At 40.5% G+C, this 22647-nt stretch carries 18 protein-coding genes and 2 tRNA genes; all 20 read right to left on the reverse strand.

Translation table 11 applies throughout. From position 1 onward, the window contains the following. Positions 1-24 precede the first annotated feature (24 nt). Positions 25-1692 carry an ATP-dependent protease LonB gene (lonB, locus tag M3196_RS04510; protein ID WP_251321034.1) on the reverse strand — a complete coding sequence of 556 codons (1668 nt, stop codon included), beginning with the start codon at positions 1690-1692 and terminating at the stop codon, positions 25-27. Positions 1693-2229: 537 nt separating this feature from the next. After that, positions 2230-3504: an ATP-dependent protease ATP-binding subunit ClpX gene (gene clpX, locus M3196_RS04515; RefSeq protein WP_251321035.1), complete on the reverse strand. Its 1275-nt coding sequence runs from the start codon at positions 3502-3504 to the stop codon at positions 2230-2232. Positions 3505-3827: 323 nt separating this feature from the next. Then, the gene (tig, locus tag M3196_RS04520) at positions 3828-5120 is read right to left on the reverse strand and encodes a trigger factor (protein ID WP_251321036.1); all 1293 of its coding nucleotides are present in this window, start codon (positions 5118-5120) and stop codon (positions 3828-3830) included. Between the two features lie 107 nt (positions 5121-5227). Beyond that, the gene (locus M3196_RS04525; RefSeq protein ID WP_251321037.1) at positions 5228-6241 is read right to left on the reverse strand and encodes a tetratricopeptide repeat protein; all 1014 of its coding nucleotides are present in this window, start codon (positions 6239-6241) and stop codon (positions 5228-5230) included. 263 nt (positions 6242-6504) lie between these two features. Beyond that, positions 6505-7455, reverse strand: coding sequence for a threonine ammonia-lyase (gene ilvA, locus M3196_RS04530; protein WP_251321038.1), 951 nt, complete (start codon positions 7453-7455; stop codon positions 6505-6507). 42 nt (positions 7456-7497) lie between these two features. Then, positions 7498-8091, reverse strand: a complete 594-nt coding sequence (gene leuD / locus M3196_RS04535) for a 3-isopropylmalate dehydratase small subunit (protein ID WP_251321039.1) — start codon at positions 8089-8091, stop codon at positions 7498-7500. After that, positions 8078-9514 (reverse strand): 3-isopropylmalate dehydratase large subunit, encoded by a 1437-nt coding sequence (leuC, locus tag M3196_RS04540; protein ID WP_251321040.1) that lies wholly within the window; start codon positions 9512-9514, stop codon positions 8078-8080. The genes leuD and leuC overlap by 14 nt, the downstream gene beginning before the upstream one ends. Before the next feature lie 17 nt (positions 9515-9531). Next, positions 9532-10626, reverse strand: a complete 1095-nt coding sequence (gene leuB, locus M3196_RS04545; protein ID WP_251321041.1) for a 3-isopropylmalate dehydrogenase — start codon at positions 10624-10626, stop codon at positions 9532-9534. A gap of 18 nt (positions 10627-10644) precedes the next feature. Beyond that, positions 10645-12186: a 2-isopropylmalate synthase gene (locus tag M3196_RS04550; protein ID WP_251321042.1), complete on the reverse strand. Its 1542-nt coding sequence runs from the start codon at positions 12184-12186 to the stop codon at positions 10645-10647. Then, positions 12173-13198: a ketol-acid reductoisomerase gene (gene ilvC, locus M3196_RS04555; protein ID WP_251321043.1), complete on the reverse strand. Its 1026-nt coding sequence runs from the start codon at positions 13196-13198 to the stop codon at positions 12173-12175. Before ilvC ends, M3196_RS04550 begins: the two co-directional genes overlap by 14 nt. A 15-nt stretch (positions 13199-13213) precedes the next feature. Further along, the gene (ilvN, locus tag M3196_RS04560; RefSeq protein ID WP_251321044.1) at positions 13214-13732 is read right to left on the reverse strand and encodes an acetolactate synthase small subunit; all 519 of its coding nucleotides are present in this window, start codon (positions 13730-13732) and stop codon (positions 13214-13216) included. Continuing rightward, positions 13729-15447 (reverse strand): acetolactate synthase large subunit, encoded by a 1719-nt coding sequence (ilvB, locus tag M3196_RS04565; RefSeq protein ID WP_251321045.1) that lies wholly within the window; start codon positions 15445-15447, stop codon positions 13729-13731. Before ilvB ends, ilvN begins: the two co-directional genes overlap by 4 nt. A 540-nt stretch (positions 15448-15987) precedes the next feature. Then, the gene (gene ilvD, locus M3196_RS04570) at positions 15988-17655 is read right to left on the reverse strand and encodes a dihydroxy-acid dehydratase (protein ID WP_251321046.1); all 1668 of its coding nucleotides are present in this window, start codon (positions 17653-17655) and stop codon (positions 15988-15990) included. 24 nt (positions 17656-17679) lie between these two features. Further along, positions 17680-18582, reverse strand: coding sequence for a branched-chain-amino-acid transaminase (gene ilvE / locus M3196_RS04575; protein ID WP_251321047.1), 903 nt, complete (start codon positions 18580-18582; stop codon positions 17680-17682). Between the two features lie 314 nt (positions 18583-18896). Continuing rightward, positions 18897-18973, reverse strand: a tRNA-Arg gene (locus tag M3196_RS04580). A gap of 190 nt (positions 18974-19163) precedes the next feature. Further along, positions 19164-19237: transfer RNA gene (locus tag M3196_RS04585), tRNA-Gly, on the reverse strand. A 95-nt stretch (positions 19238-19332) separates the two neighbouring features. Further along, complete coding sequence (locus tag M3196_RS04590) at positions 19333-19851, reverse strand: metallophosphoesterase family protein (protein ID WP_251321048.1); 519 nt, start codon at positions 19849-19851, stop codon at positions 19333-19335. Further along, entirely contained in the window at positions 19836-20447 is a 612-nt protein-coding gene (locus M3196_RS04595; protein ID WP_251321726.1) for an XTP/dITP diphosphatase, read from the reverse strand. Before M3196_RS04595 ends, M3196_RS04590 begins: the two co-directional genes overlap by 16 nt. A 187-nt stretch (positions 20448-20634) precedes the next feature. Further along, on the reverse strand, positions 20635-21681 hold the full coding sequence (locus tag M3196_RS04600) for a GerMN domain-containing protein (protein ID WP_251321049.1): 1047 nt from the start codon (positions 21679-21681) through the stop codon (positions 20635-20637). Between the two features lie 118 nt (positions 21682-21799). Then, on the reverse strand, positions 21800-22594 hold the full coding sequence (gene racE / locus M3196_RS04605) for a glutamate racemase (protein ID WP_276531286.1): 795 nt from the start codon (positions 22592-22594) through the stop codon (positions 21800-21802). Positions 22595-22647 lie beyond the last annotated feature (53 nt).

Here is a 22647-nt window from a genome sequence, read left to right on the forward strand (position 1 = left end):
CAAAAAAGAAACCCCTTCTACTCCTTAAACTGAAGAAGGAGGGGAGTTTAGAGCTGCTGACGCAGGAATAGATTCTTCCTTGCTCTCATCTAAAAATGCATATTGAAATACTTCTGAGAGTTTTTTAACCGGGATGATTTCTACATCCTCAATGCTTTCGAATATTTTCTGGTTATTCTCAAAAGGAATTAGCACCCGCTTTGCACCAGCATCTTTTGCTGCTAAAATCTTTGCCATAACGCCTCCGACAGGTTTCACCTTTCCGTGAATACTTATTTCTCCTGTCATCGCCACTTCATGGTCAACACGCACTTTATGGATGGCTGAGTAAATGGATGATGCGATTGCTATCCCCGCTGAAGGTCCATCTACTGGTCCCCCGCCTGGGAAGTTAACATGAATATCGTACATAGATGCATCAACACCCATAAAACGAAGTACAGTTATGACATTTTCAACTGATCCTTTTGCCATACTTTTTCTGCGAATGGACTTGGATTGATTACCGATGCTCTCTTCCTCAGCTATACCTGTAATGATAATTGATCCTTGTTTTTTAGCAGGAAGAACTGTCGTTTCAATTTCAAGAAGAGCACCGCTTGTTGGACCATATACAGCAAGTCCATTAACTAACCCGATTTTTGGTTTGCTTCCGATTTTTCTTTCCGGTCTTGGTGCCATTCTGCTTGAATGAGTGACCCATTCAACATCACCTTTTGTAATGCTCTTTCGTTCTTCTGTAATAGCCAGCCCCGCTGCGATTTGGATCATATTAACTGCTTCACGTCCGTTTTTTGCATATTGGGCCATATATTTTAAAGATTCTTCTTCAATGCCCAGCTGAATCTTATCAGCAGCTCGTTTAGCGATCTGCTCAATTTCAGCAGGCTGAAGTTCTCTGAAAAACACCTCAAGACATCTCGATCGGATAGCTGGCGGAATCTCATCCGGCATACGTGTTGTTGCACCTATCATCCGGAAGTCTGCAGGCAGGCCATTTTGGAAAATATCATGGATATGATGCGGTATATTCGCATTTTCTTCCGAATAATAAGCACTCTCGAGAAATACTTTCCGATCTTCTAATACTTTTAACAGCTTGTTCATTTGAATCGGATGAAGTTCACCAATCTCATCAATAAATAGAACACCGCCGTGTGCATTTGTAACTGCCCCTTGTTTTGGCTGAGGGATACCTGCCTGTCCCATTGCTCCTGCTCCCTGATAGATAGGATCATGTACAGAACCAATTAGAGGATCAGCGATACCACGCTCATCAAAACGTGCTGTTGTAGCGTCAAGTTCCACGAAAACAGCCATAGAACGGAATGGGGAAGTTTTATTTTTTTTTGCTTCTTCAAGCACTAATCGAGCAGCGGCAGTTTTACCTACTCCTGGAGGGCCATATACAATTACATGCTGCGGATTAGGACCGCAAAGGGCAGCTTTTAATGCTTTAATACCATCCTCTTGACCAATAATATCTTCAAATTTCCCTGGGCGGACCCGTTCAGACAACGGTTCAGATAGAGAGATGGAGCGCAGCCTTCTTAATTGCTCCATTTCTTTTCTTGATTCTTTATCTACACTTACTTTTTGAGACCGCTGGCTTCTGAGTAAGTTCCAAAAATACAGACCGATTACAATCCCAAAAAATAATTGAATGATTAACGCTATCCCTGTCCAATTCATTGTTTTCCTCCCGATACGTATGTATTGATAAGCATAGTATCTCCGAGGATTTAAGGACCTAAACGGTAATCATGCTAAAAAGAAATTTGTTACGTTTCATGTAGAGCGGATAAAGATCTTTCCGAAAATTTCTTATCAGATTTAATGATATAGGAGAAATTTTTAAAAAAAATATCCTTCTTCCTACTTAAACCGTTCTTTTTTTATAAAAAATTGTGATGCTGCCCAAGTTTCCAGGCAGTATCCCTTTTAGTCTGTTTAAAAATAAGGGGATATACGATGAACTAACCGTTTATGACCTATACCTTATCAGGTATACGTTTAAAGAATCCCACGTTAGATGGGATTAATCCCACGTTAATTGATTTTTTCCCACGAAAAATCAGTTAATTCTCACGTTAAATAGAATATAACCACGAGTCGACACATGACGACAAATCTCACAGCGCCTATACCTCCCATAACACACCACACACTACACCCAAAAAAACTGGCTCAATCAGCCGTTAATCATAACAGCCAATGAGCCAGTCTTTATTATGCACTCTCTTTAGGAGTTTCTTTTGATTGTTCAATTACAGTACCATCTTCAAGTTCTAGTGTAGGCGGTACTTTATCAGAAATTGTTTCTTTTGTAACGATACATTTGACTACATCTTCACGTGAAGGCAGCTCAAACATCACATCTAGCATAACACCTTCAATGATAGAACGAAGTCCGCGCGCACCCGTTTTGCGTTCGATCGCTTGTGCAGAAATTTCTCGAAGTGCTTCATCTGTAAATTCAAGCTCTACTCCATCAATATCTAAAAGTTTTTGATATTGTTTTACCAATGCATTTTTAGGTTTTGTCAGGATCTCGATCAGCGCGTCCTCATCCAATGAATTTAAGTTAGAGATTACTGGCAAGCGCCCAATAAACTCTGGGATTAATCCGAAACGAAGTAAATCTTCAGGAAGTACTTTAGATAAATATTCGCCAGCTTTTAAATCAGCTTGTTTCGAATCTGAGCTGAATCCGATAACCTTTTTGCCTAGACGGCGTTTAATTATCTGCTCGATACCATCAAATGCACCGCCGCAAATAAACAAAATATTCGTAGTGTCGATCTGAATGAATTCTTGATGAGGGTGTTTTCTTCCGCCTTGAGGAGGAACACTCGCAACTGTACCTTCTAAAATTTTCAGAAGGGCTTGCTGAACACCTTCACCGGAAACATCACGTGTAATCGATGGGTTTTCAGATTTTCGTGCAATTTTATCGATCTCATCAATATAAATGATCCCTTTTTCTGCTTTTTCCACATCATAATCAGCAGACTGAATCAATTTCAGGAGGATATTTTCTACGTCCTCACCTACATATCCAGCTTCTGTTAAAGATGTAGCATCCGCAATAGCAAAAGGTACATTCAAGATTCTGGCCAGAGTTTGCGCAAGGAGCGTTTTACCGCTTCCTGTGGGTCCGATCATCGCGATATTACTTTTTGCAAGTTCTACTTCATCTGATTTTTGCGATGAATTAATACGCTTATAATGATTGTAAACGGCCACAGAAAGGGATTTCTTAGCCTGATCCTGACCAATAACATACTCATCAAGAATTTTACGGATTTCAACTGGTTTTGGTACTTCTTTTAGTTCTACATCCTCTTCTGTACCTAGTTCTTCTTCCACGATTTCAGTACAAAGTTCGATACATTCATCACAAATATATACACCTGGTCCAGCAACCAGTTTTCTAACTTGATCCTGTGTTTTGCCACAGAAAGAACACTTTAATTGCCCTTTTTCATCATTAAATTTAAACAATGATATCACCCCTAAAACAATAATATGGATGAAACGCTTGACCCGTATTTTACGATTTCTATAGTGCAGGTCTGAATTTATTTCTACTACTTAAGCATTCCGTTGATTATAATGGATTGTATCACACTTCCATAATAAAACGGAAATAAAAACCCTTACTAAATATGTATGGTATGGCTCTATATAAGTATGAACAATCCTGCGTGTTTTAAAACCTATTTTTCAAATAGCAGGATATATTGCCTAAATAATGTTATGTATTGCAAAACAAGGCACGATAAATAAGGATCGCGCCTTGTTTTTTCATGCATTTATTCTATTGATTAAGCAGTTTTGCTGTTTTCAACTAGGAAATCGATCGCTTTACGAACCTTCAAGTCAGCTGCAACTGCATCGTTTCCGCCTTGCATTGCAAGCATTTGCTTAATTTGTTCAACTTCCATCTTGTACATTTCAGCCATCTTGTTAAGTTCTGCATCGATTTCTTCTTCAGAAACTTCGATGTTTTCTGCTTCAACGATTGCTTCTAGTACTAGATTTGTGCGAACACGTTTTCCAGCATCTTCTTTCATTTGCTCACGAAGTGCTTCTTCGCTAGTTCCAGAGAACTGGTAGTAAAGATCAAGGTTCATACCTTGCATTTGAAGACGTTGACCAAATTCTTGCACCATACGGTCAAGCTCAGTGTTTACCATTGCTTCTGGAATTTCGATTTCTGCATTTTCAGAAGCTTTTTCGATAACTGTTTCACGAGTTTTGTTTTCAGCTTCTTGCTTTTTGCTTTCTTCTAGCTTTGTACGAAGTTCTTTTTTAAGATCTTCTAAAGTTTCAGCATCGCCTTCAGCTTCTTTAGCAAACTCATCGTTAAGCTCTGGAAGCTGTTTTGATTTGATGTCGTGAATTTTAACCTTGAATACTGCAGGCTTACCAGCTAATTCTTCAGCATGGTACTCTTCAGGGAAAGTAACGTTAACGTCTTTTTCCGTTCCGGCTTTTTCACCAACTAATTGTTCTTCAAAACCTGGAATGAACGAACCAGAACCAATTTCAAGTGAATAGTTCTCAGCTTTTCCGCCTTCGAATGCTTCTCCATCAACAAATCCTTCGAAATCGATGTTAACAGTGTCACCATTCTCAATAGCGCCTTCTTCTTTAACAACTAGTTCAGCTTGTTGTTCTTGTAGACGAGTAAGTTCGTTTTGAACATCCTCATCAGTTACTTCTGTTTCAGTCTTTTCAACTTCAAGACCTTTGTATTCACCAAGTTTTACTTCAGGCTTAACGATTACTTTTGCAGTGAATACAAGGTTGCTTCCTTGTTCCATTTTTTCGATATCAACTTCTGGGCGATCTACAGGCTCGATACCTGTTTCTTCAACTGCGTCACCATAAGCTTTTGGCAATAAGATATCTAAAGCATCTTGGTAAAGAGACTCTACACCAAAACGTTGTTCAAAAAGTCTGCGCGGCATTTTCCCTTTACGGAAGCCTGGTACGTTTACCTTTTTAACCACTTTTTTAAACGCTTGGTCTAGCGCTGTATCTACTTCAGAAGCCTCAACTTCAACTGTTAAGACACCTTGATTGCCTTCTAACTTTTCCCATTTAGCACTCATTAATATGTTCCCTCCAACATCGGTATTTCCATAAGTATCATATAGATTACAACCATTCCATTATAGCATAGACGTTGTGTATTTCAACAAGTTACATCACTTTATCATTAAGTCTGCAAATAAAATCTTTCCAGCTCCACTAGATGCTTTACTGCTTTTTGCAATTCGGGCTCTTCATTTTCAAGCTCTTCTTCTAACCCGCATAACAATGAGGCTGCCATAACAGACGCTTCAAACCATAACAGTTTATTTTCAGGTTTTGGAGTGAAAGGATATAATGCCAGCGTGTAATCCTTCCAAACTGCCAATGCAATATCAAGCAGTGACGGGTTTTCTTGTTCTAACTCGTCCTGTATTAATCTTTTTACTTCCTTATAAAAGGGGTGTTCGTTTAACTCTGTCAGATTTGCAATGTCAACTTCTTCTGTTTGCCCGTATTTTTCTAGTTTAACGACTTTATTAATTTGGTTTTCTTTTAAATATTGCAGAATCAAGCTTTTTACAGCAGGATGTTTTTTCTCATCAACCAAGAAGGTTTCAAAAAGAGGCACTGTCATTTCTGTTCCCAGTCTCTTTAACTGTTGGACAGCTATCCATTGTGAATCTGCCCTGTCACTGGAAAGCATCTCTTTTAATGTAAGAAAATCAGGATTATCACTTGGTTTTGCTTCCGGATCTCTTTTTACCTCCGGAACCCCCTCTTGCTCAATCACCTTCCTGCTGAATTGAAGAAGCTGATAAAACGTTTCGGCTTTATCTGCAGGTATCTTTTGTTCTTCTAAAACCGCTTCAATTACTGAAACGACAGTTATGTATTCTGATAATTGAACAAGAATGCTTAAATAGATTTGAAGAACATCGTAATATTCACCGATTCCTTCTTTAAGCATCTTGTCACATCGCATTTTCGCTTCCTGGAGTCTACCTAGCTCAACGAGACTTAAAACAAGTCCCAAATTTCCTTGTGAATGCATGGGATCTGAATGAAGCAGCTGTTCAAAACAAGCCAGTGATTCATCATATTGCTTATTTTTTAAAGAATCCATTCCTTTTTCTAAAAGACGCCCTGTTAAATTTGGAAACCGAATTATATTGTTCTTGTTTTCCTTGTCGTTTGTCATCACAATTCTCCGCTTCCGTTTATATTTGTCTAAAGAATAGCAGTTTCAACTTCGGAACTCAAGGAACCGTGTGCAGGTAATGTTGAATCAGAAACAAAGTAAGACGTTTTTCTGAGAGCTACACGATCATGGATATTGAACTTTAATCACATAAAAATACTTTTTACGTAAAAGACACATCCGCATGAGAGAGACACCCAAGCCTATTTATTTCAAAAAAAAACTCTTAAAGAAGTAAGTTCTCCTTTAAGAGTTTTTCATGATCAGCTAATCCGTTTCATGTTTAATTTGTCAGCCATCCCTTTATATCGTGACCATTTCTGGGGATCGACGTTACCGCCGCTTATGATCAGTCCTACTTTTCGATCTAACGCGAGGTGACTGTGGAAAAGTACAGCTGCCAGACTTGCTGCTCCCGCTCCTTCAACAACAACTTTTTCGCGTTCCAGCATGAACATCATCGCGAATGCAATTTGTTCTTCTGTTACAGTTACCATTTCATCTACATATTTAGAAATCATGGGAACCGTCAGCTCTCCCGGCTTTTTTACCGCAATTCCGTCTGCAATCGAAGAGCTGGACAATGTTTTTACTTTCGCACCTGTGAATATTTGATAGACGGCACTAGCATTTGCAGATTGTACTCCTACGACACGGACGTCCGGTCTCAACCTTTTAACTGCTAGACTGATGCCAGCCAGAAGACCACCTCCTCCAACAGGCACAACAATCGTTTTTAATTCAGGCTTCTGCTGCAGCATTTCGAGTGCCACCGTACTCTGTCCTGCAATGACATCATAATCATCAAAAGCATGAACAAAAACTGATCCATTCTTCTGCTCTTCCCTTTTAGCCGCTTCAAAGGCCGTTTGGTAGTTTTCACCCTGCAATACGATTTCTGCCCCATAAGACTTTACAGCTTCCACCTTGGAAAGCGGGGCGTTTTCCGGCATAAAAATTCTTGATTTTATCCCCCGCTTCGAACATGACAGTGCCAAACCTTGAGCATGATTTCCTGCAGAGGCTGCAATAACACCTCTAGCTGCTTCGAAATCATTCAGTGTAGAAACTTTATAATAAGCGCCTCTTAGTTTAAACGATCCTGTTTTTTGAAGGTTTTCTAACTTCATATAAACTTTTCCGCCAGTCCACTTGTTTAAAGTAGAAGATTGCTTTAGCGGTGTCCGGTGTGCAATTTTTGAAACTTCCTCCATCGCGTGAAATAATTTTTCATTCGTGACTCTTAAATCCCCATGTCAATTCACAATCCTTTCCGTTTCGAATCTTTTTATTTTATCTTCATATTGAAGTGTTACTGAAATTTCGTCCCAGCCATTCAAGAGCATTTTCTTCCAATACGGATCAAATTCAAAGTAAAAATGTTCTCCGCTCCCATTCACGACATGCTGGTTTTCGAGATCTACAATCAGATGGCTGATCACATCCGGTGATTCTTCAGAATATAAACGCTGTATTTCTTTTTTTGGAAGCCGGATAGGCAATATCCCATTTTTTACACAATTATTAAAAAAGATATCCGCAAAACTCTCCGCAATAATAACTTGAAAACCATAATCTTTTAAAGCCCAGGGAGCATGTTCTCTGGAAGAACCACAACCAAAGTTATTACCGGTTATAAGAATTGAAGAATCTTTTGTGTTTAATTGATTTAGTTCAAAATCCGGGTTTTCCTGTCCGTCAGACTGATATCTCCAATCATAGAACAAAAATTCTCCATAACCCGCTTTATCAATTTTCTTCAAAAATTGTTTAGGAATGATTTGGTCGGTATCCACATGATCCCTTTTTAGAGAAGCGGCTTTTCCCGTATGTGTTTTAAATCCCGACATAACGGTCCACCTCCAGATTTTTTGTTTGCATAATGGAACGCACATCTGTAAATCTTCCATTTATAGCAGCGGCTGCAGCCATAATAGGACTTACAAGATGCGTTCTCGCTCCTTTACCTTGTCTTCCAGCAAAGTTCCTGTTTGATGTGGATGCGCATCTTTCCCCTTCAGGAACAATGTCATCATTCATCCCTAAGCACATGGAACACCCAGAATCCCGCCATTCAAAACCGGCATGAAGGAAAATCTTATGAATTCCCAGACTTTCAGCTTCACGTTTTACGGATTGTGATCCCGGTACAACGATGGCCCTCACACCTGGATGTACCTTTTCGCCTTCAACGACAGCTGAGGCTTCTACTAAATCACTTAATCTGGAGTTTGTGCATGAACCTATAAATACATGCTGAACGTCAACATCTTTTAGTCGTTCATTGCCTTGAAAGCCCATATAGGTAAGAGCACTCTCTATCGATTGCTTTTCTTCTATTGATAATGAAGATTCTGCTGCGGGAATTTGTCCGCTTATCGGCAGGCACATGGACGGATTAGTCCCCCATGTAACCATCGGTTCAATATCAGAAGCATTAATTTCTATTACTTTATCAAATACTGCATCATTATCTGACACAAGCTTTTTCCACGCTTCGCAGCGCGCGTTAAACTCACTTTCTTTTGGTGCATAAGGTTTACCCTGAATATAACTGAACGTTTTTTCGTCTGGGGCAATAACAGACGCTTTTGCACCTGCTTCGATCGACATGTTACAAAGGGTCATTCTTTCTTCCATCGTAAAACCTCGTACTGCACTTCCTGAAAATTCAATGATATAGCCTGTTCCTGCATTTGTTCCGTAATTGGCGATAAACCACAAAATTACATCTTTTGCTGTAACACCAAAGCCCAGCTCTCCTTCAATCTTTACATTCATTTGCTTTGGTTTGTTCTGCCAAAGAGTTTGCGTTGCCAATACATGCTCTACTTCACTGGTTCCGATTCCAAAAGCAAGTGCTCCGAATGCTCCATGTGTTGAAGTATGACTGTCTCCGCAAACAATCGTTTTTCCCGGCAGCGTCAAACCAAGTTCTGGTCCGATTACATGAACAATTCCTTGCTGCAGAGAATCCAACCCTTCTAGCCGGATTCCGAATTCTTCACAATTTTTCTCCAATGTCTGAACTTGAAGTCGTGATGTTTCGTCTTTAATATTGAACCGGTCTGCCGTAGGTATATTATGGTCCATCGTCGCGAAACACAGATCAGGTCTTCTTACTTTTCTGTTCTTTTCTCTTAAACCAGCAAATGCTTGCGGTGAAGTTACTTCATGAATCAAATGGAGATCGATATATAAGAGGTCGGGTTTATTTTTTTCTTCTGCTACAACATGATTTTTCCATAATTTATCTATTATTGTTTTACCCATTTACTGCATCCCCCTTCTTACACATATACCTCAAGCAATGTTGCGCTTGTTGAATCTTCAAGCATTCTAAAATGGATCTGGTTAACCATCTCTTTCGTGGAAACAAGATTTCCTTTTCCATCATAAATATCCCGCGTCCGGTAGCCGGCTTGTAGTGTTTCAAAAACTGCCAACTCAACTGCAGCAGCTTCCTTTTCAAGGTGGAATGAATGGCGAAGCATCATTGCAGCACTTAAAATCATCCCGATAGGATTTGCTTTTCCGCTTCCAGCAATATCTGGAGCGGAGCCATGTATCGGTTCATAAAGCCCTGGTCCGCTTTGACTAAGAGAAGCAGAAGGCATCATTCCAAGTGAACCGGGAATTACAGAAGCTTCATCGGATAAAATGTCACCGAACATGTTCTCAGTTACAACAACATCGAAACTGGAAGGTTCACTGATGATCCTCATCGCAGCATAATCAACAAGTAAATGCTCCGTTTCAACATCACTGTATTTTTTAGCCGTTTCTTCAACAATTTCTCTCCACAGTTTGCTTGTTTCCAGCACATTGGCTTTATCAACTGATGTAACTTTCTTTCTTCTCAGTCTGGCTAAGTCATAAGCTTTTTCAATAATTCTTGTGATTTCCTCCCGTGTATAGGAAAGGGTATCAACAGCGAGTTTTTCATCTCTTGTTTTCGGTTCTGAAAAGTAGATGCCGCCCGTCAATTCTCTAACGAAAACAAAATCTGCACCTTTTACTTTGCTTGATTTGAGAGGGGATAGATTTTCAAGACCAGGAAACACTTGAACAGGTCTTAAATTTGCAAACACATTCAATTCTTTTCTTAATGCTAAAAGCCCTTGTTCAGGTCTAACAGTTTGACCGTCCCACTTAGGTCCTCCAACTGCTCCAAGCAGAACAGCATCACTATTTTTACAAGCTTCTAAAGTATCTTCCGGCAGGGGTGTGCCTCCTTGATCAATCGCTGTACCTCCAAACCGTTTTTCTGTTGTTTGAAATTCATGACCGAACCTTGCAGCAACACCGTCTAATACCTGCAGAGCACCTCTCATTACTTCAGGACCGATTCCGTCTCCAGGTAAAACTGTTATTTTCTTTTTCATCTAACATCCCTCCCTAAATTAAATGCTCATTTTCTCATAACTTGTTTTATCTGACTGAAGCTGCAGCTTGTTGAACGCATGAACATAGGCTTTCGCTGATGCTTCCAAAACGTCCTGTGCCGTTCCGCTTCCGTTAATTTCGTATCCGTCACAGACAATCTGCACAAATACTTGAGCTAGTGCATCCCTGCCAGCTCCAACAGATTGAATACGGTAATCATTTAGTTTCAGTGAGGATGGAAGCATTTTTCCAAGTGTATTATAAATGGCTTCAACACTTCCAGAACCTGTAGCAGCATCTTGGATTTCCTTGCCTTCTGGTGTAATAAGCCTTAATGTAGCAGTTGGAATTTGGTTTGTTCCATAATTGACTTGTATATCTTTTAATTGATAAAGCGGCACTTCCGGCTGGATTCTATGATCGATTAACAGGGCAAAAATATCTTCTTCTGTCATTTCTTTTTTCCGGTCAGCGAGTAATTTAAAATCTTCAAACAAAACTTTTATTTTGCTTTCTTCTGGATGAAAGCCTAATTTGGATAAATAATCTCTGAATGCATGACGGCCGGAATGTTTGCCAAGCACTAACTGGTTAGAAGGCACCCCGACAAGCTCGGGTGTAATAATTTCATAAGTTGATTTTTCTTTTAAGACCCCGTCCTGATGAATGCCTGATTCATGGGCAAAAGCATTTTTTCCCACTATCGCTTTATTAGGAGGGACCGCAATTCCCGTTAAACGGCTTACAAGCTGACTTGTACGGCTGATCTCATTTAACTTCAGATTGGTCTTAGCTTTATAAAAATCTTCACGAATGGCTAATGCTACTGCAATCTCTTCTAATGAAGCATTCCCCGCTCTTTCTCCGATTCCATTAATCGTACACTCTATCTGATTTGCTCCGTTCTCAACAGCTGAAAGTGAATTTGCCACGGCCATCCCGAGATCATCATGACAGTGAGCAGATAATACAGCTTTTTGTATGTTTGGAACATTGTTTAAAAGATAACGGAAGATCTTCCCATACTCTTCAGGGTTTGTAAAACCAACCGTATCAGGAATGTTTATAATACTCGCTCCGGCATCAATGACTTTTTCAACAATTCGTGCTAAAAATACCAAATCCGAACGGCATGCATCTTCTGCAGACCATTGAACAACCGGAAATTTCTTTTTCGAATATTTAACAGCCTCAACTGCCGCCTCAACGACTTGGTCTGGTGTTTTTTTCAATTTATAAGTCATATGAATCGGAGAAGTGGCAATAAATACATGAAGCCTTGGTTCTGCAGAATCTTTTAGTGCTTCCCATGCATAATCGATATCAGATTGATTCGACCTTGCTAATCCCGTTACAGCAGAATCCTTTATGATTGATGCGACTTTTTTAACTGCTTCTAAGTCTCCTTTAGAGGCTGCAGGAAAGCCAGCCTCCATAACATCTACTCCTAATCTTTCAAGTCGTTTTGCAATTTCTATTTTTTCTTCCGTATTTAAATTTACACCTGCTGTTTGCTCTCCATCCCGCAAAGTTGTATCAAAGATTTCAATTGTTCGCACTGGCGACAGCCTCCTTCTTTTGTTTTGCCTTAACAAACGGCATCATCGCACGCAATTCCCTCCCCACTTTTTCGATCGGGTGATTTTTTTCCTGATAGTTTACAACATGGAACACAGGACGATTTGCTTGATTTTCCAAAATCCAGTTTTTTGCAAATTCACCGGACTGAACATCTTTTAATACTTCCTTCATTGATTCTTTTACTCTGCCATCAATTACACGCGGGCCTGACTGGAAATCTCCCCATTGAGCCGTGTCAGAGATAGAATGCCGCATTCCTTCTAATCCGCCTTCATACATCAGATCAACGATGAGCTTTAACTCATGTAAACATTCAAAGTAAGCAACTTCAGGCTGATATCCTGCTTCCGTAAGTGTTTCAAAACCAGCCTTAACGAGTGAAGTTAATCCGCCGCACAGGACCGCCTGTTCCCCAAATAAATCCGTTTCGGTTTCTTCTTGAAAGCTTGTTTCCAGTACACCCGCTCGAGCGGAACCGATGCCTTTTGCATAAGAAAGAGCAGTTTCTCTCGCGGAACCAGTAGCATCTTGGTAAACCGCAAACAATGCAGGTACCCCTTCACCAGCTTCAAAAGTCCTGCGTACTAAATGGCCCGGACCTTTAGGGGCAACCAAGAACACATCCACATTTTCAGGTGGTACAACCTGGTGATAATGAACATTGAATCCATGTGCAAATACGAGAGCATTTCCTGGGGAAAGCTCTGGTAATATTTCATTTTTATATACCTCAGGCTGCCTTTCATCCGGAAGCAATACCATAACAACATCTGCAAGACGAGCAGCCTCGCGAACGGGATAAACCTCGAATCCATCTTTAACTGCTTCGTCAAAAGATCTCCCTTCACGGACACCCACCACAACATCATAGCCGCTGTCTTTTAAATTCAGTGCATGTGCATGCCCTTGTGAACCGTAACCAACTACTGCTACCTTCTTATTTTTTAATACGTCGTTTGATAATTCATTTTCGTAATATACTTTAGCCATTTTTAATAGTCTCCTTTACATAATAGAATAGGGGTGAAGCTCAAGGACTTTCTTTTGTGTTCCTCTTGGGATTGCCGTAATGCCTGTTCTGGAAATCTCTTTAATTCCATAAGGACGCAGCAGTTCTATCAAAGCGTCTACCTTTTCACTGTCACCTGTTACCTCCAGCGTTACGCTCTCCAATGAAACATCGAGAACTGTAGCCCTAAAAGGCTCGATCAGCATTTTTATTTCACTTCGTGTATCCGGAGTGGTTAATACTTTAATAAGTGCCAGCTCTCTTGAAACAAGAGCCATATTTGTCAGATCACGGACTTTTAATATATTGATCTGCTTATGAAGCTGTTTAACAAGCTGTTCCGCTTTTCTGTCATCCTCTACCCAAACTGTCAGAGTCACTTTTGAAATTGCAGGGTCTTCCGTATGTCCGACTGTAATGTTTTCAATGTTAAATTGCCTTTTTGTAAGCAAGCCGGTTAAACGATTCAGAACACCGCTTTCGTTTAACACGGTTGCAGAAATGATACGTCTCATCCTCTCACTCCAATCATTTCATGAAGTCCTTTTCCTGGAGCAATCATTGGATACACATTTTCATCCGATGTTACTGCACAATCCAAAACAAAAGGTTTATTTGAAGATAGAGCTGCCGTTAACGCCTCCCTCACTTCGACTTCGTTTTCGGCACGCTTTCCATCAATTCCATATGCTGCTGCAAGTTTTACAAAATCCGGCTGAATTTCAAGGAGAGAATGTGAGTATCGTTTTTCGTAAAAAATCTCCTGCCACTGCCGCACCATACCCAGGGATTTATTATTTACAATCACTATGATTACCGGAAGTTCCCAATCCTGCAGAACACCTAGTTCCTGCAGCGTCATTTGGAACCCTCCATCTCCTACGACTGCGACTACTGGAAGATCTGGTCTTCCTACTTTCGCTCCTATGGCAGCCGGAAATCCAAATCCCATTGTTCCGAGCCCTCCGGATGTAATCCATCTGTTTGAAGTTGAAAACGTATAATATTGCGCTGCCCACATTTGATGCTGACCCACATCTGTCGAAACAATAGCAGCACCTTTTGTAACTTCGTGCAAGATTTCCATTAATTTTTGCGGCTTTAATTCTTTATCATTAGACTTATAAGTGAGCGGCAGCTCGCTTCTATATTTTGAAAGCTGAATCATCCACTCGTTTGAGTCGCCTTTTTCACCGCGTGTCTGGTTTAAAGCTGCCAGGGTCTCTCTGGCACATCCTACTATAGGTATTTCTGTCGGAACATTTTTTCCTATCTCAGCAGGGTCAATATCAATGTGTGCAACGACCGCTTTTTTAGCAAAATGCTCTAGATTTCCAGTTAACCGGTCATCAAATCTTGCTCCTACGCCAATTAAGAGATCACAATCATAGAGCGCCATGTTCGCTGCATAGGTGCCATGCATACCGGCCATTCCGTAGCATAAAGGGTGATCTGCCGGGAACCCTCCAAGTCCAAGCAATGTTTGGGCTACCGGAATCTGATAATATTCCGCAAAGGCTAAGAGCTCTTCCTCGGCATTAGCAGCAAGCACCCCCGCTCCTGTAAGGAGAACAGGTCTCTTTGCCTGCTGCAAAGCTTCATTCAACCTTTTTACTTGAAGGATATTAGGCTTTAAAGTCGGCTGATAACCAGGCAGATGGATGTTTGATACTTCTTTTAAGGGCGCTGTGTTTACTGCGATGTCTTTTGGAATATCTATTAAAACAGGTCCTTTTCTGCCAGTGTTCGCAATATGAAAGGCTTCTTTCATGATCCGGGGCAGATCCTCAGCTTTTTGCACTTGATAGTTGTGCTTAGTAATCGGCATCGTGATCCCTACTATATCTGCTTCTTGGAATGCATCAGTTCCAATTACTTTTGTAGCTACTTGCCCGGTAAAAATAACAAGAGGGATGGAATCAATCATGGCATCTGCAATACCTGTTACGAGATTGGTAGCACCTGGTCCAGAAGTCGCAAGCACTACACCTGGTTTTCCGGTAACTCTCGCATAGCCTTGAGCTGCGTGAATCGCACCCTGTTCGTGCCTTGTTAGCACGTGCTTCATTTCTGCTTTGTAAAGAGCATCGTATATCGGAAGAACTGCACCTCCTGGATACCCGAATACAACCTCTACTTTTTCTTTCTGCAAACCTTGAATAAATAGTTCAGCGCCAGAGACTAATGAAGATTTCACCGTTTTTTGATCAGCCACCCAACTGGCCTTCATTTTCATTCCTCCTTCATCTTTTGAACCCATTTATTTGTAGAAGGCTCTTCTCTCAAAGACTTCGTTGACAAGTTGATTGGAGCGCAAGGTGCGAGACTCCTGCGGGAGTAGTGGGACAGGTGAGACTCCGTAGCGCAAAGCGCTAAGGAGGCTCACCGCACACCCCGCGGAAAGCGAGCAACCTGGAGCGGAAATCAACCGTTTCTAAAGCATCAATCTTTTAGAAAACAGCCATTAAAAAAACTTTCCCACCCAAATGGACAGGAAAATCCTATCCAAAGGGGTGAAAAAGTTTCATTTTCACGGTACCACCCTTTTTCACGGTATCTTCATTAAAAGAAACCGTCTCGTGACGAACATGCCGTCATTTGATAACAAGCGGTTTAAAAATGGAAATAACCGCTTGGCCCTTCCTACTCATGTTACTTTCAAAAGGACACTCAGGAGGGATGTCCTGGTATTAGGAATAACCGGCTCACAGCAACCCGGCTCTCTGTGTATTCCACATCTACCATTGTTCTCCGTCATCGTTTTAGGGTTTTAAATTTTTAAGATTCCACCAGTGTTTGCTGAAGTTACTAAAGCAGCATAACGGGCTAGATAGCCTTTTTTAATCTTAGGCTCTGGTTTCACCCAGTTTTCTTTTCTTTCTTTCAATTCATCTTCTGTCAGCATTACTTGAATCGTTCTATTTACTAAATTGATTAAGATCGGATCTCCATTTTTAATAAATGCAATCGGACCTCCTTGAGCAGCTTCCGGCGAAATGTGACCGATCGAAATACCTCTGGATGCCCCTGAAAATCGGCCATCTGTTATAAGTGCCACTTTTGTGCTTAATCCCATTCCTGCAATCGCAGATGTCGGGGAAAGCATCTCAGGCATTCCGGGTCCGCCTTTTGGCCCCTCATATCGAATAACTACAACATGGCCTTCTCTTACTTCACTATTGTTGATTCCCTTAATCGCGTCATCTTGAGATTCATAAACGATAGCTTCTCCTTGGAATGTCTTGATCGAAGGGTCTACCGCTCCTACTTTAATAACACAGCCATCTGGTGCGATGTTGCCATATAGAATAGATAAGCCTCCGACCGGTGAATAAGCGTTATCCTTCCGTCGAATGACATCATCATCTAAAATATCAGCATTACAAACCCGTTCTTGAAGAGTTTCACCGGATATTGTAATACGGTCATTATGGATCGCACCTTCCATTTTGCAGAGTTCGTTGATGATGGCACTGACACCGCCTGCTCGATGAACGTCCTGCATGGAATAGTCTGAAGCAGGACTGATTTTAGACAAGTAAGGGATTCTTTCTGCAATTTCATTAATTCGTGTCAGATCATATTCGATCTCAGCTTCATTGGCTATAGCAAGCATATGGAGGACTGTATTTGTAGATCCCCCCATTGCCATATCCAGTGCAAAAGCATCATCAATCGCCGCTTTTGTAATAATATCTCTTGGGCGTACATCCTCTTTAACAAGTCTCATAAGAGAATTTGCCGCATCACGTATAAGCTGTCTCCGCTCATCGGATGTTGCAACAATTGTACCGTTTCCCGGCAATGTGATTCCTAGCATTTCCATGATTGAGTTCATACTATTTGCAGTAAACATTCCTGAACATGAACCGCAAGTTGGACAAGCGCTCGTTTCAAGCTCCAGGAGCTCTTCCCGAGTCATTTTCCCTGCAAGGTGAGAACCCACTCCTTCAAAAACCGAGGCAAGTGAAAGTGATTTGCCTGCCATAGATTTTCCGGCTTCCATCGGCCCTCCGGAAACGAATACTGCCGGTACATTGGTCCTGACTGCTGCCATCAGCATGCCAGGAGTGATCTTGTCGCAGTTAGGAATATAAAAAACGCCGTCAAACCAATGGGCATTGATTACAGTTTCTGCTGCATCTGCAATAACTTCTCTGCTTGGAAGCGAGTAACGCATCCCGATATGCCCCATCGCAATTCCGTCATCAACACCGATTGTATTAAATTCGAAAGGAATTCCGCCTGCTTCTCTAATGGCTTCCTTGACCCATTCACCAACCTTATTTAAATGCATATGTCCCGGAATAATGTCAACATAGGAATTACAAACACCGATAAAAGGTTTATCCATATCTTCTGGTGCAACACCCGCTGCATGGAGAAGACTTCTGTGCGGGGCTCTATCAATTCCTTGTTTGATCATATTGCTGCGCATGTTTGAAACACTCCTATACAACTATTATCCTGCTTGAACGGTTTGGCCCGAATAAACCTTTACACCTTCTTCAACAACTTTTTTTCTAAAGGCTTCCAAAAGTTTATTTGTATGTTCCCCAGGTGCACCGTTGCCGATCACTCTGCCATCCACCTTAACAACTGCAATGACTTCTGCAGCTGTTCCAGTCAGGAATACTTCATCAGCTACATAAACATCATGTCTTGTGAACGGCTCTTCCTTCATTTTGTATCCGAGATCATTGGCAATTTCAACAATTGCATTTCTCGTTATACCTTCTAGAGCTCCTAAATATCCAGGCGGGGTTTTAATCGTATTGCCTTTTACAATAAATACATTGTCTGCAGAACCCTCTGCCACGTACCCCTGATCGTTCAGCATTAACGCTTCGCTAACTCCTGCAAGACTTGCCTCGATTTTAACTAAAATATTATTTAAATAATTCAGGGATTTTACTTTAGGACTTAATACATCCGGCCGGTTTCTTCTGCTTGCGACAGTGATGATTTCCAGTCCTGTTTCATAAAGTTTTTTTGGAAATAGAGCGAGCTGCTCTGCAATTACAATGACTCCAGGTTTTCCGCAAGTAAACGGATCAAGACCTAAATTACCTTTTCCTCGTGAAACAACTAAACGAATATAGGCATCACGATATTTGTTTTTCTGGAGCGTTTCGACAATGATGTCTGTTAACTCTTCTTTAGTGTGTGGAATGTTTAGCATAATGGATTGAGCCGATTCGTATAAGCGCTGAAGGTGTTCGTTTAAACGATATACGTTACCATTGTAGACACGAATGCCTTCAAACACCCCATCTCCATATAAAAAACCATGATCATAAACTGAAACCTTAGCATCGTCTTTTAATACGTACTCACCATTTACATAAACCCATTGCTCCTGCATCGTGATCCTCCTTTTCTTAACGAATTGAATTATTAGAATTTTTTAAAAACAATTTATAATTGTTGACAATATTACGCCCATATCACGGCAGGGTCAACCATGAATTTTATTAAAAATATTTAATTCTGATTTTTCTGATATTTTGTACGCGCTTTCATTCCCATGGTTGAGGGAAAAACCAGAACAAAACAGCCAAATGTAAACATTTTTAAAGCGCTTTCAAAAACGCGTTATTAAATATAAAAAAAACACGCTTTATATCCTTTAATAGAGGATATAAAGCGTGTTTGATTATGTAATAAAAGATAGTTATATGGCGTCCCAGGAGAGATTCGAACTCCCGACCGTACGCTTAGAAGGCGTATGCTCTATCCAGCTGAGCTACTGGGACATATGTATTTTGAGCCCATTTCGCATAGCAATGCGCTTTCCGCAATTACCATGCGCTGCGGGCACACAGTGATTTGTTCCACCTGTCGACCGTGGATACAAATATGTTTTTATAACATGCATTTTAAATGTAAGATCTGTTAAACTTCAGATGTAACTCTTTTGTGCCATTTGAACGTGAGAAAAACAAATGGAGCGGGTGATGAGAATCGAACTCACGACCAGAGCTTGGAAGGCTCTTGTTTTACCACTAAACTACACCCGCAGACATATTAGATCTTGTCGCGACGACATAACTTAATATACATGATATTCACAAAAGAGTCAACCCATTTCTTAAATTTTTTCATACTTTCTAAATTAATTTACTTTAAACTCTTTTGATAAGGAATCGATCTGTTTTCCTTCCACTGAATAAAAAACCACTGAAATATTAGATTGATTCACTTCCAAAATGGCATACGTTTTTTTAAAAGTTCCTCTTGGCAATCTGATGCTTCCCGGATTTATAAATACCATACCTTCACGTTCATATGCTTCAGCAACATGCGAATGACCGAAACAAGCAATAGATGCTCCCGTTTCTTCTGCTCTGAAAGCCAGCGAAAGATGCGACATCTTTACATCATACAAATGACCGTGAGTTATATATATACATTTATTCCCGAGCATTTCAATCGCTTCATTCGGAAAATCTTTTCCTAAAAAATCCATATTCCCCCGGACAGCAACAAAACCTGACAGTTCTTTTGCATTTGTTTGAAGTTCAGAATCCCCGCAATGTATCCATAGATCAATTTTATCCTCATGGCGCCTTTTAATCGTAATTAATTCTTCCTTTAATCCATGACTGTCACTAACAATCAAGGCTTTTGCCATAGCATGTCCTCCTCGCTGATAAATTCTTTTAATTTACGCAGTGCGACAGCTCTGTGGCTGATTTTATTCTTTTCTTCTTTTGACAGCTCTGCCATCGAACGTTCTAATGACGGAAGATAGAAAATCGGATCATACCCGAATCCTTTATTTCCTCGTCTTTCAGTTAATATTTCACCTTCACATGTACCTCTAACTACAAAAGTTTTTTTGTCTGGTCTTGCAAAAGCAAGAGCACAAACAAAACGTGCTGTCCGGTTTTGTCGAGACACATCTTTCAGTTCACTTAGTACTTTATCCATGTTATCTTCATCACTCTTTTGGCTTCCCGCATATCTTGCAGAATAAACGCCTGGTCTCCCCTCTAGAGCGTCTATTTCAAGACCGGAATCATCGGCAATAACCGGAATATTCATTTGTGAACTGATCGTTTCTGCCTTAAGAATAGCATTTTCCTCAAAGGTTGTTCCTGTTTCTTCGACATCTGGGCTTTTCTTAATATCTAGCAGTGATACGACCTCAATACCCATCTCCTTAAACATGGCTTCAAATTCTTTTACTTTGCCTGTGTTTTTTGTTGCTATTAATATTTTCATTATGTATCCTCCAACTTTCCTCGTATAAAAATAAATCTTGGCTGACGCCAAGGTCTTCTAGTCAGTCTGAGTTGAACTTGAACGAAATACCTTAACTAATTCGGTTATCGAGCAGTTCACAAGTTATACTTCCTTATCGCAAAAAAGAGACGATTTCTCGTCTCTTTACTGTATCACAACACTTGCTGATTTAAAATTCACCGGTATTTACTTCTTTAGGGCGTGAAACAGGAGCTGTAAGCTCTTTACCTTTTTCCGTGAAAATTTTAGACTTTCCGTCTACTTTAATAGCGACCTTTTTAACCTCGGAGAGCTCTGTTAATGAAAGTACGATAGAATTAAGCACTTCATCTGCAATCATACTCTCTTCCTTGTTATCTAATACTGCACCGTTGAAATTCAGGGTGACCACCCCGTCTTTTACAACAGGTGTACTCAATAATTTAACATCTGTTCTAAAATCAGTCAGAAGGTTGCTTTCTGCAGACGGCCCATCAATTAGATGTTCAATGGTTGCTGTAACTCTGTCAGTTCCTTCTTTAGCTACACGCCGTGTAACAGGAACATAATACGTTTGATCCTGGGTTTGTGCTAAAAAGTAGAGTGTCACAAGTTCACTGTTTGTTATATCTGCCACATTTCCGTTCTCAAGGTTAATTCCATCCACTCTGCTGACGCCTTCCCCAACAGGTGTGTTATTTACAGGCATTGAATTTTGGTTTTTGCCTTCAATCTGTATTTTGACCTTCTTAATATTATCAAACTGTGTAAGTGTAAACGTAATGGCCTGCAAGATTTTCATTTCATCTTTAGCATTATACTCTGTAAATTCTTTTGAAAAGTTTGCAGTAGCAGTTCCCTTTTTTATGTTAACAGATAAGACTTCTGTATCTGCCGGCAGAACAGCTTGAAAGCCATTTGGAATGATATTGCTTACCGGTCCATCTTTTACAAGATACTCTAAAACTTGTTTAGCTGTTTCATCGTTCTTTGGAAGAGCTAAAACTTGAGGTACAACCATACCATTACTGTCGAATAAAAACAGCTGCCTTTTCTGAGTACTTTCGGCATTGGCTGCTTTATCTTTTTTATCAAGTGACTTTCCTTCCTTAACGTAATTCACCTTCGGGGGATCAAGCTCAGTTCCTGCTTTCTCTCCCCCTAATCCGCAACCTGTTACCAGTAATGACACTGACAACAAAAGCAGCGGAGCTCCTGACCTCATTGTTTTGCGCATACTTTCCCTCCTCAAGTGGTTTGTACTATTATGTATACGAGCTATATTCTTCTGATAGACCACTTGTACAAAAATAAAAAAGCAGAATCACAAGAAACGATTCTGCTTTGATCATTAATTAAAGCCTTACACATTCTACTTTATCTATTTTTCTATCCAGCCAATGGTTGGCGATTTGTAAAAATTGAGCGCTCTCGGCTGTAGCTAAAAAACGGTGAACCGGTTTTTTCTCTTCAGTGTTCAAAAGTCCGCTATGATCCAGTATAACAGAAACCTCCCGGGCAGTTTCTGCACCTGAACACAATATTTTAATATGGTCACCCATTACTTGCTGAATCACTGGCCGTAACAAAGGGTAATGTGTGCAGCCTAAAATCAGCGTATCAATCGAGACGTCCTTTAAAGGGTATAATGTTTCCGATACAGCATTCAGTGTTTCTTCTCCTGAAAGCTTTCCTTGTTCAACCAGCGGAACGAACGAAGGACAAGCTAAGCTTTCCACTATAACATCACTGCGAATCTGCTGCAGCGCCTGTTTGTAGGCACCGCTGTTTATTGTTCCAATCGTACCAATTACACCTACGTGGTTATTTTTGGTTGCTTTTAATGCAGAACGTGCCCCAGGGTGAATAACACCAATTACAGGGATATCAAGCTTCTTTTTTGCTTCGTCTAACACAGCCGCCGTAGCTGTATTACATGCGATTACAAGCATTTTAATTTCTTGCTCTAAAAGGAAATCGATCAATTCCCACGTATATGTTCTAACTTCTTCAAACGGCCTAGGTCCATAAGGGCATCGCTTCGTATCCCCTAAATAGATGATTTCTTCTTTTGGGAGCTGTTTCATAATTTCTCTTGCTACGGTTAATCCGCCAACCCCCGAATCTATTACTCCTATCGGTCTGTTCAACGTATCCATCGCCCCATCTCTCTATTAACATGATGTAAACAAAAGGCGTTTAT

Source organism: Fictibacillus nanhaiensis (assembly GCF_023715445.1).
GTDB classification, from domain to species: domain Bacteria; phylum Bacillota; class Bacilli; order Bacillales; family Fictibacillaceae; genus Fictibacillus; species Fictibacillus nanhaiensis_D.

Excerpts from the sequence above, each read along its gene's own strand:
- lonB (WP_251321034.1), bottom strand. The coding sequence starts at position 1,692 with ATGAATTGGACAGGGATAGCGTTAATCATTCAATTATTTTTTGGGATT.
- tig (WP_251321036.1), bottom strand. The coding sequence starts at position 5,120 with ATGAGTGCTAAATGGGAAAAGTTAGAAGGCAATCAAGGTGTCTTAACA.
- M3196_RS04525 (WP_251321037.1), bottom strand. The coding sequence starts at position 6,241 with ATGACAAACGACAAGGAAAACAAGAACAATATAATTCGGTTTCCAAAT.
- ilvA (WP_251321038.1), bottom strand. The coding sequence starts at position 7,455 with ATGGAGGAAGTTTCAAAAATTGCACACCGGACACCGCTAAAGCAATCT.
- leuD (WP_251321039.1), bottom strand. The coding sequence starts at position 8,091 with ATGTCGGGATTTAAAACACATACGGGAAAAGCCGCTTCTCTAAAAAGG.
- leuC (WP_251321040.1), bottom strand. The coding sequence starts at position 9,514 with ATGGGTAAAACAATAATAGATAAATTATGGAAAAATCATGTTGTAGCA.
- leuB (WP_251321041.1), bottom strand. The coding sequence starts at position 10,626 with ATGAAAAAGAAAATAACAGTTTTACCTGGAGACGGAATCGGTCCTGAA.
- ilvC (WP_251321043.1), bottom strand. The coding sequence starts at position 13,198 with ATGGCTAAAGTATATTACGAAAATGAATTATCAAACGACGTATTAAAA.
- ilvN (WP_251321044.1), bottom strand. The coding sequence starts at position 13,732 with ATGAGACGTATCATTTCTGCAACCGTGTTAAACGAAAGCGGTGTTCTG.
- ilvB (WP_251321045.1), bottom strand. The coding sequence starts at position 15,447 with ATGAAGGCCAGTTGGGTGGCTGATCAAAAAACGGTGAAATCTTCATTA.
- ilvD (WP_251321046.1), bottom strand. The coding sequence starts at position 17,655 with ATGCGCAGCAATATGATCAAACAAGGAATTGATAGAGCCCCGCACAGA.
- ilvE (WP_251321047.1), bottom strand. The coding sequence starts at position 18,582 with ATGCAGGAGCAATGGGTTTATGTAAATGGTGAGTACGTATTAAAAGAC.
- M3196_RS04590 (WP_251321048.1), bottom strand. The coding sequence starts at position 19,851 with ATGGCAAAAGCCTTGATTGTTAGTGACAGTCATGGATTAAAGGAAGAA.
- M3196_RS04600 (WP_251321049.1), bottom strand. The coding sequence starts at position 21,681 with ATGCGCAAAACAATGAGGTCAGGAGCTCCGCTGCTTTTGTTGTCAGTG.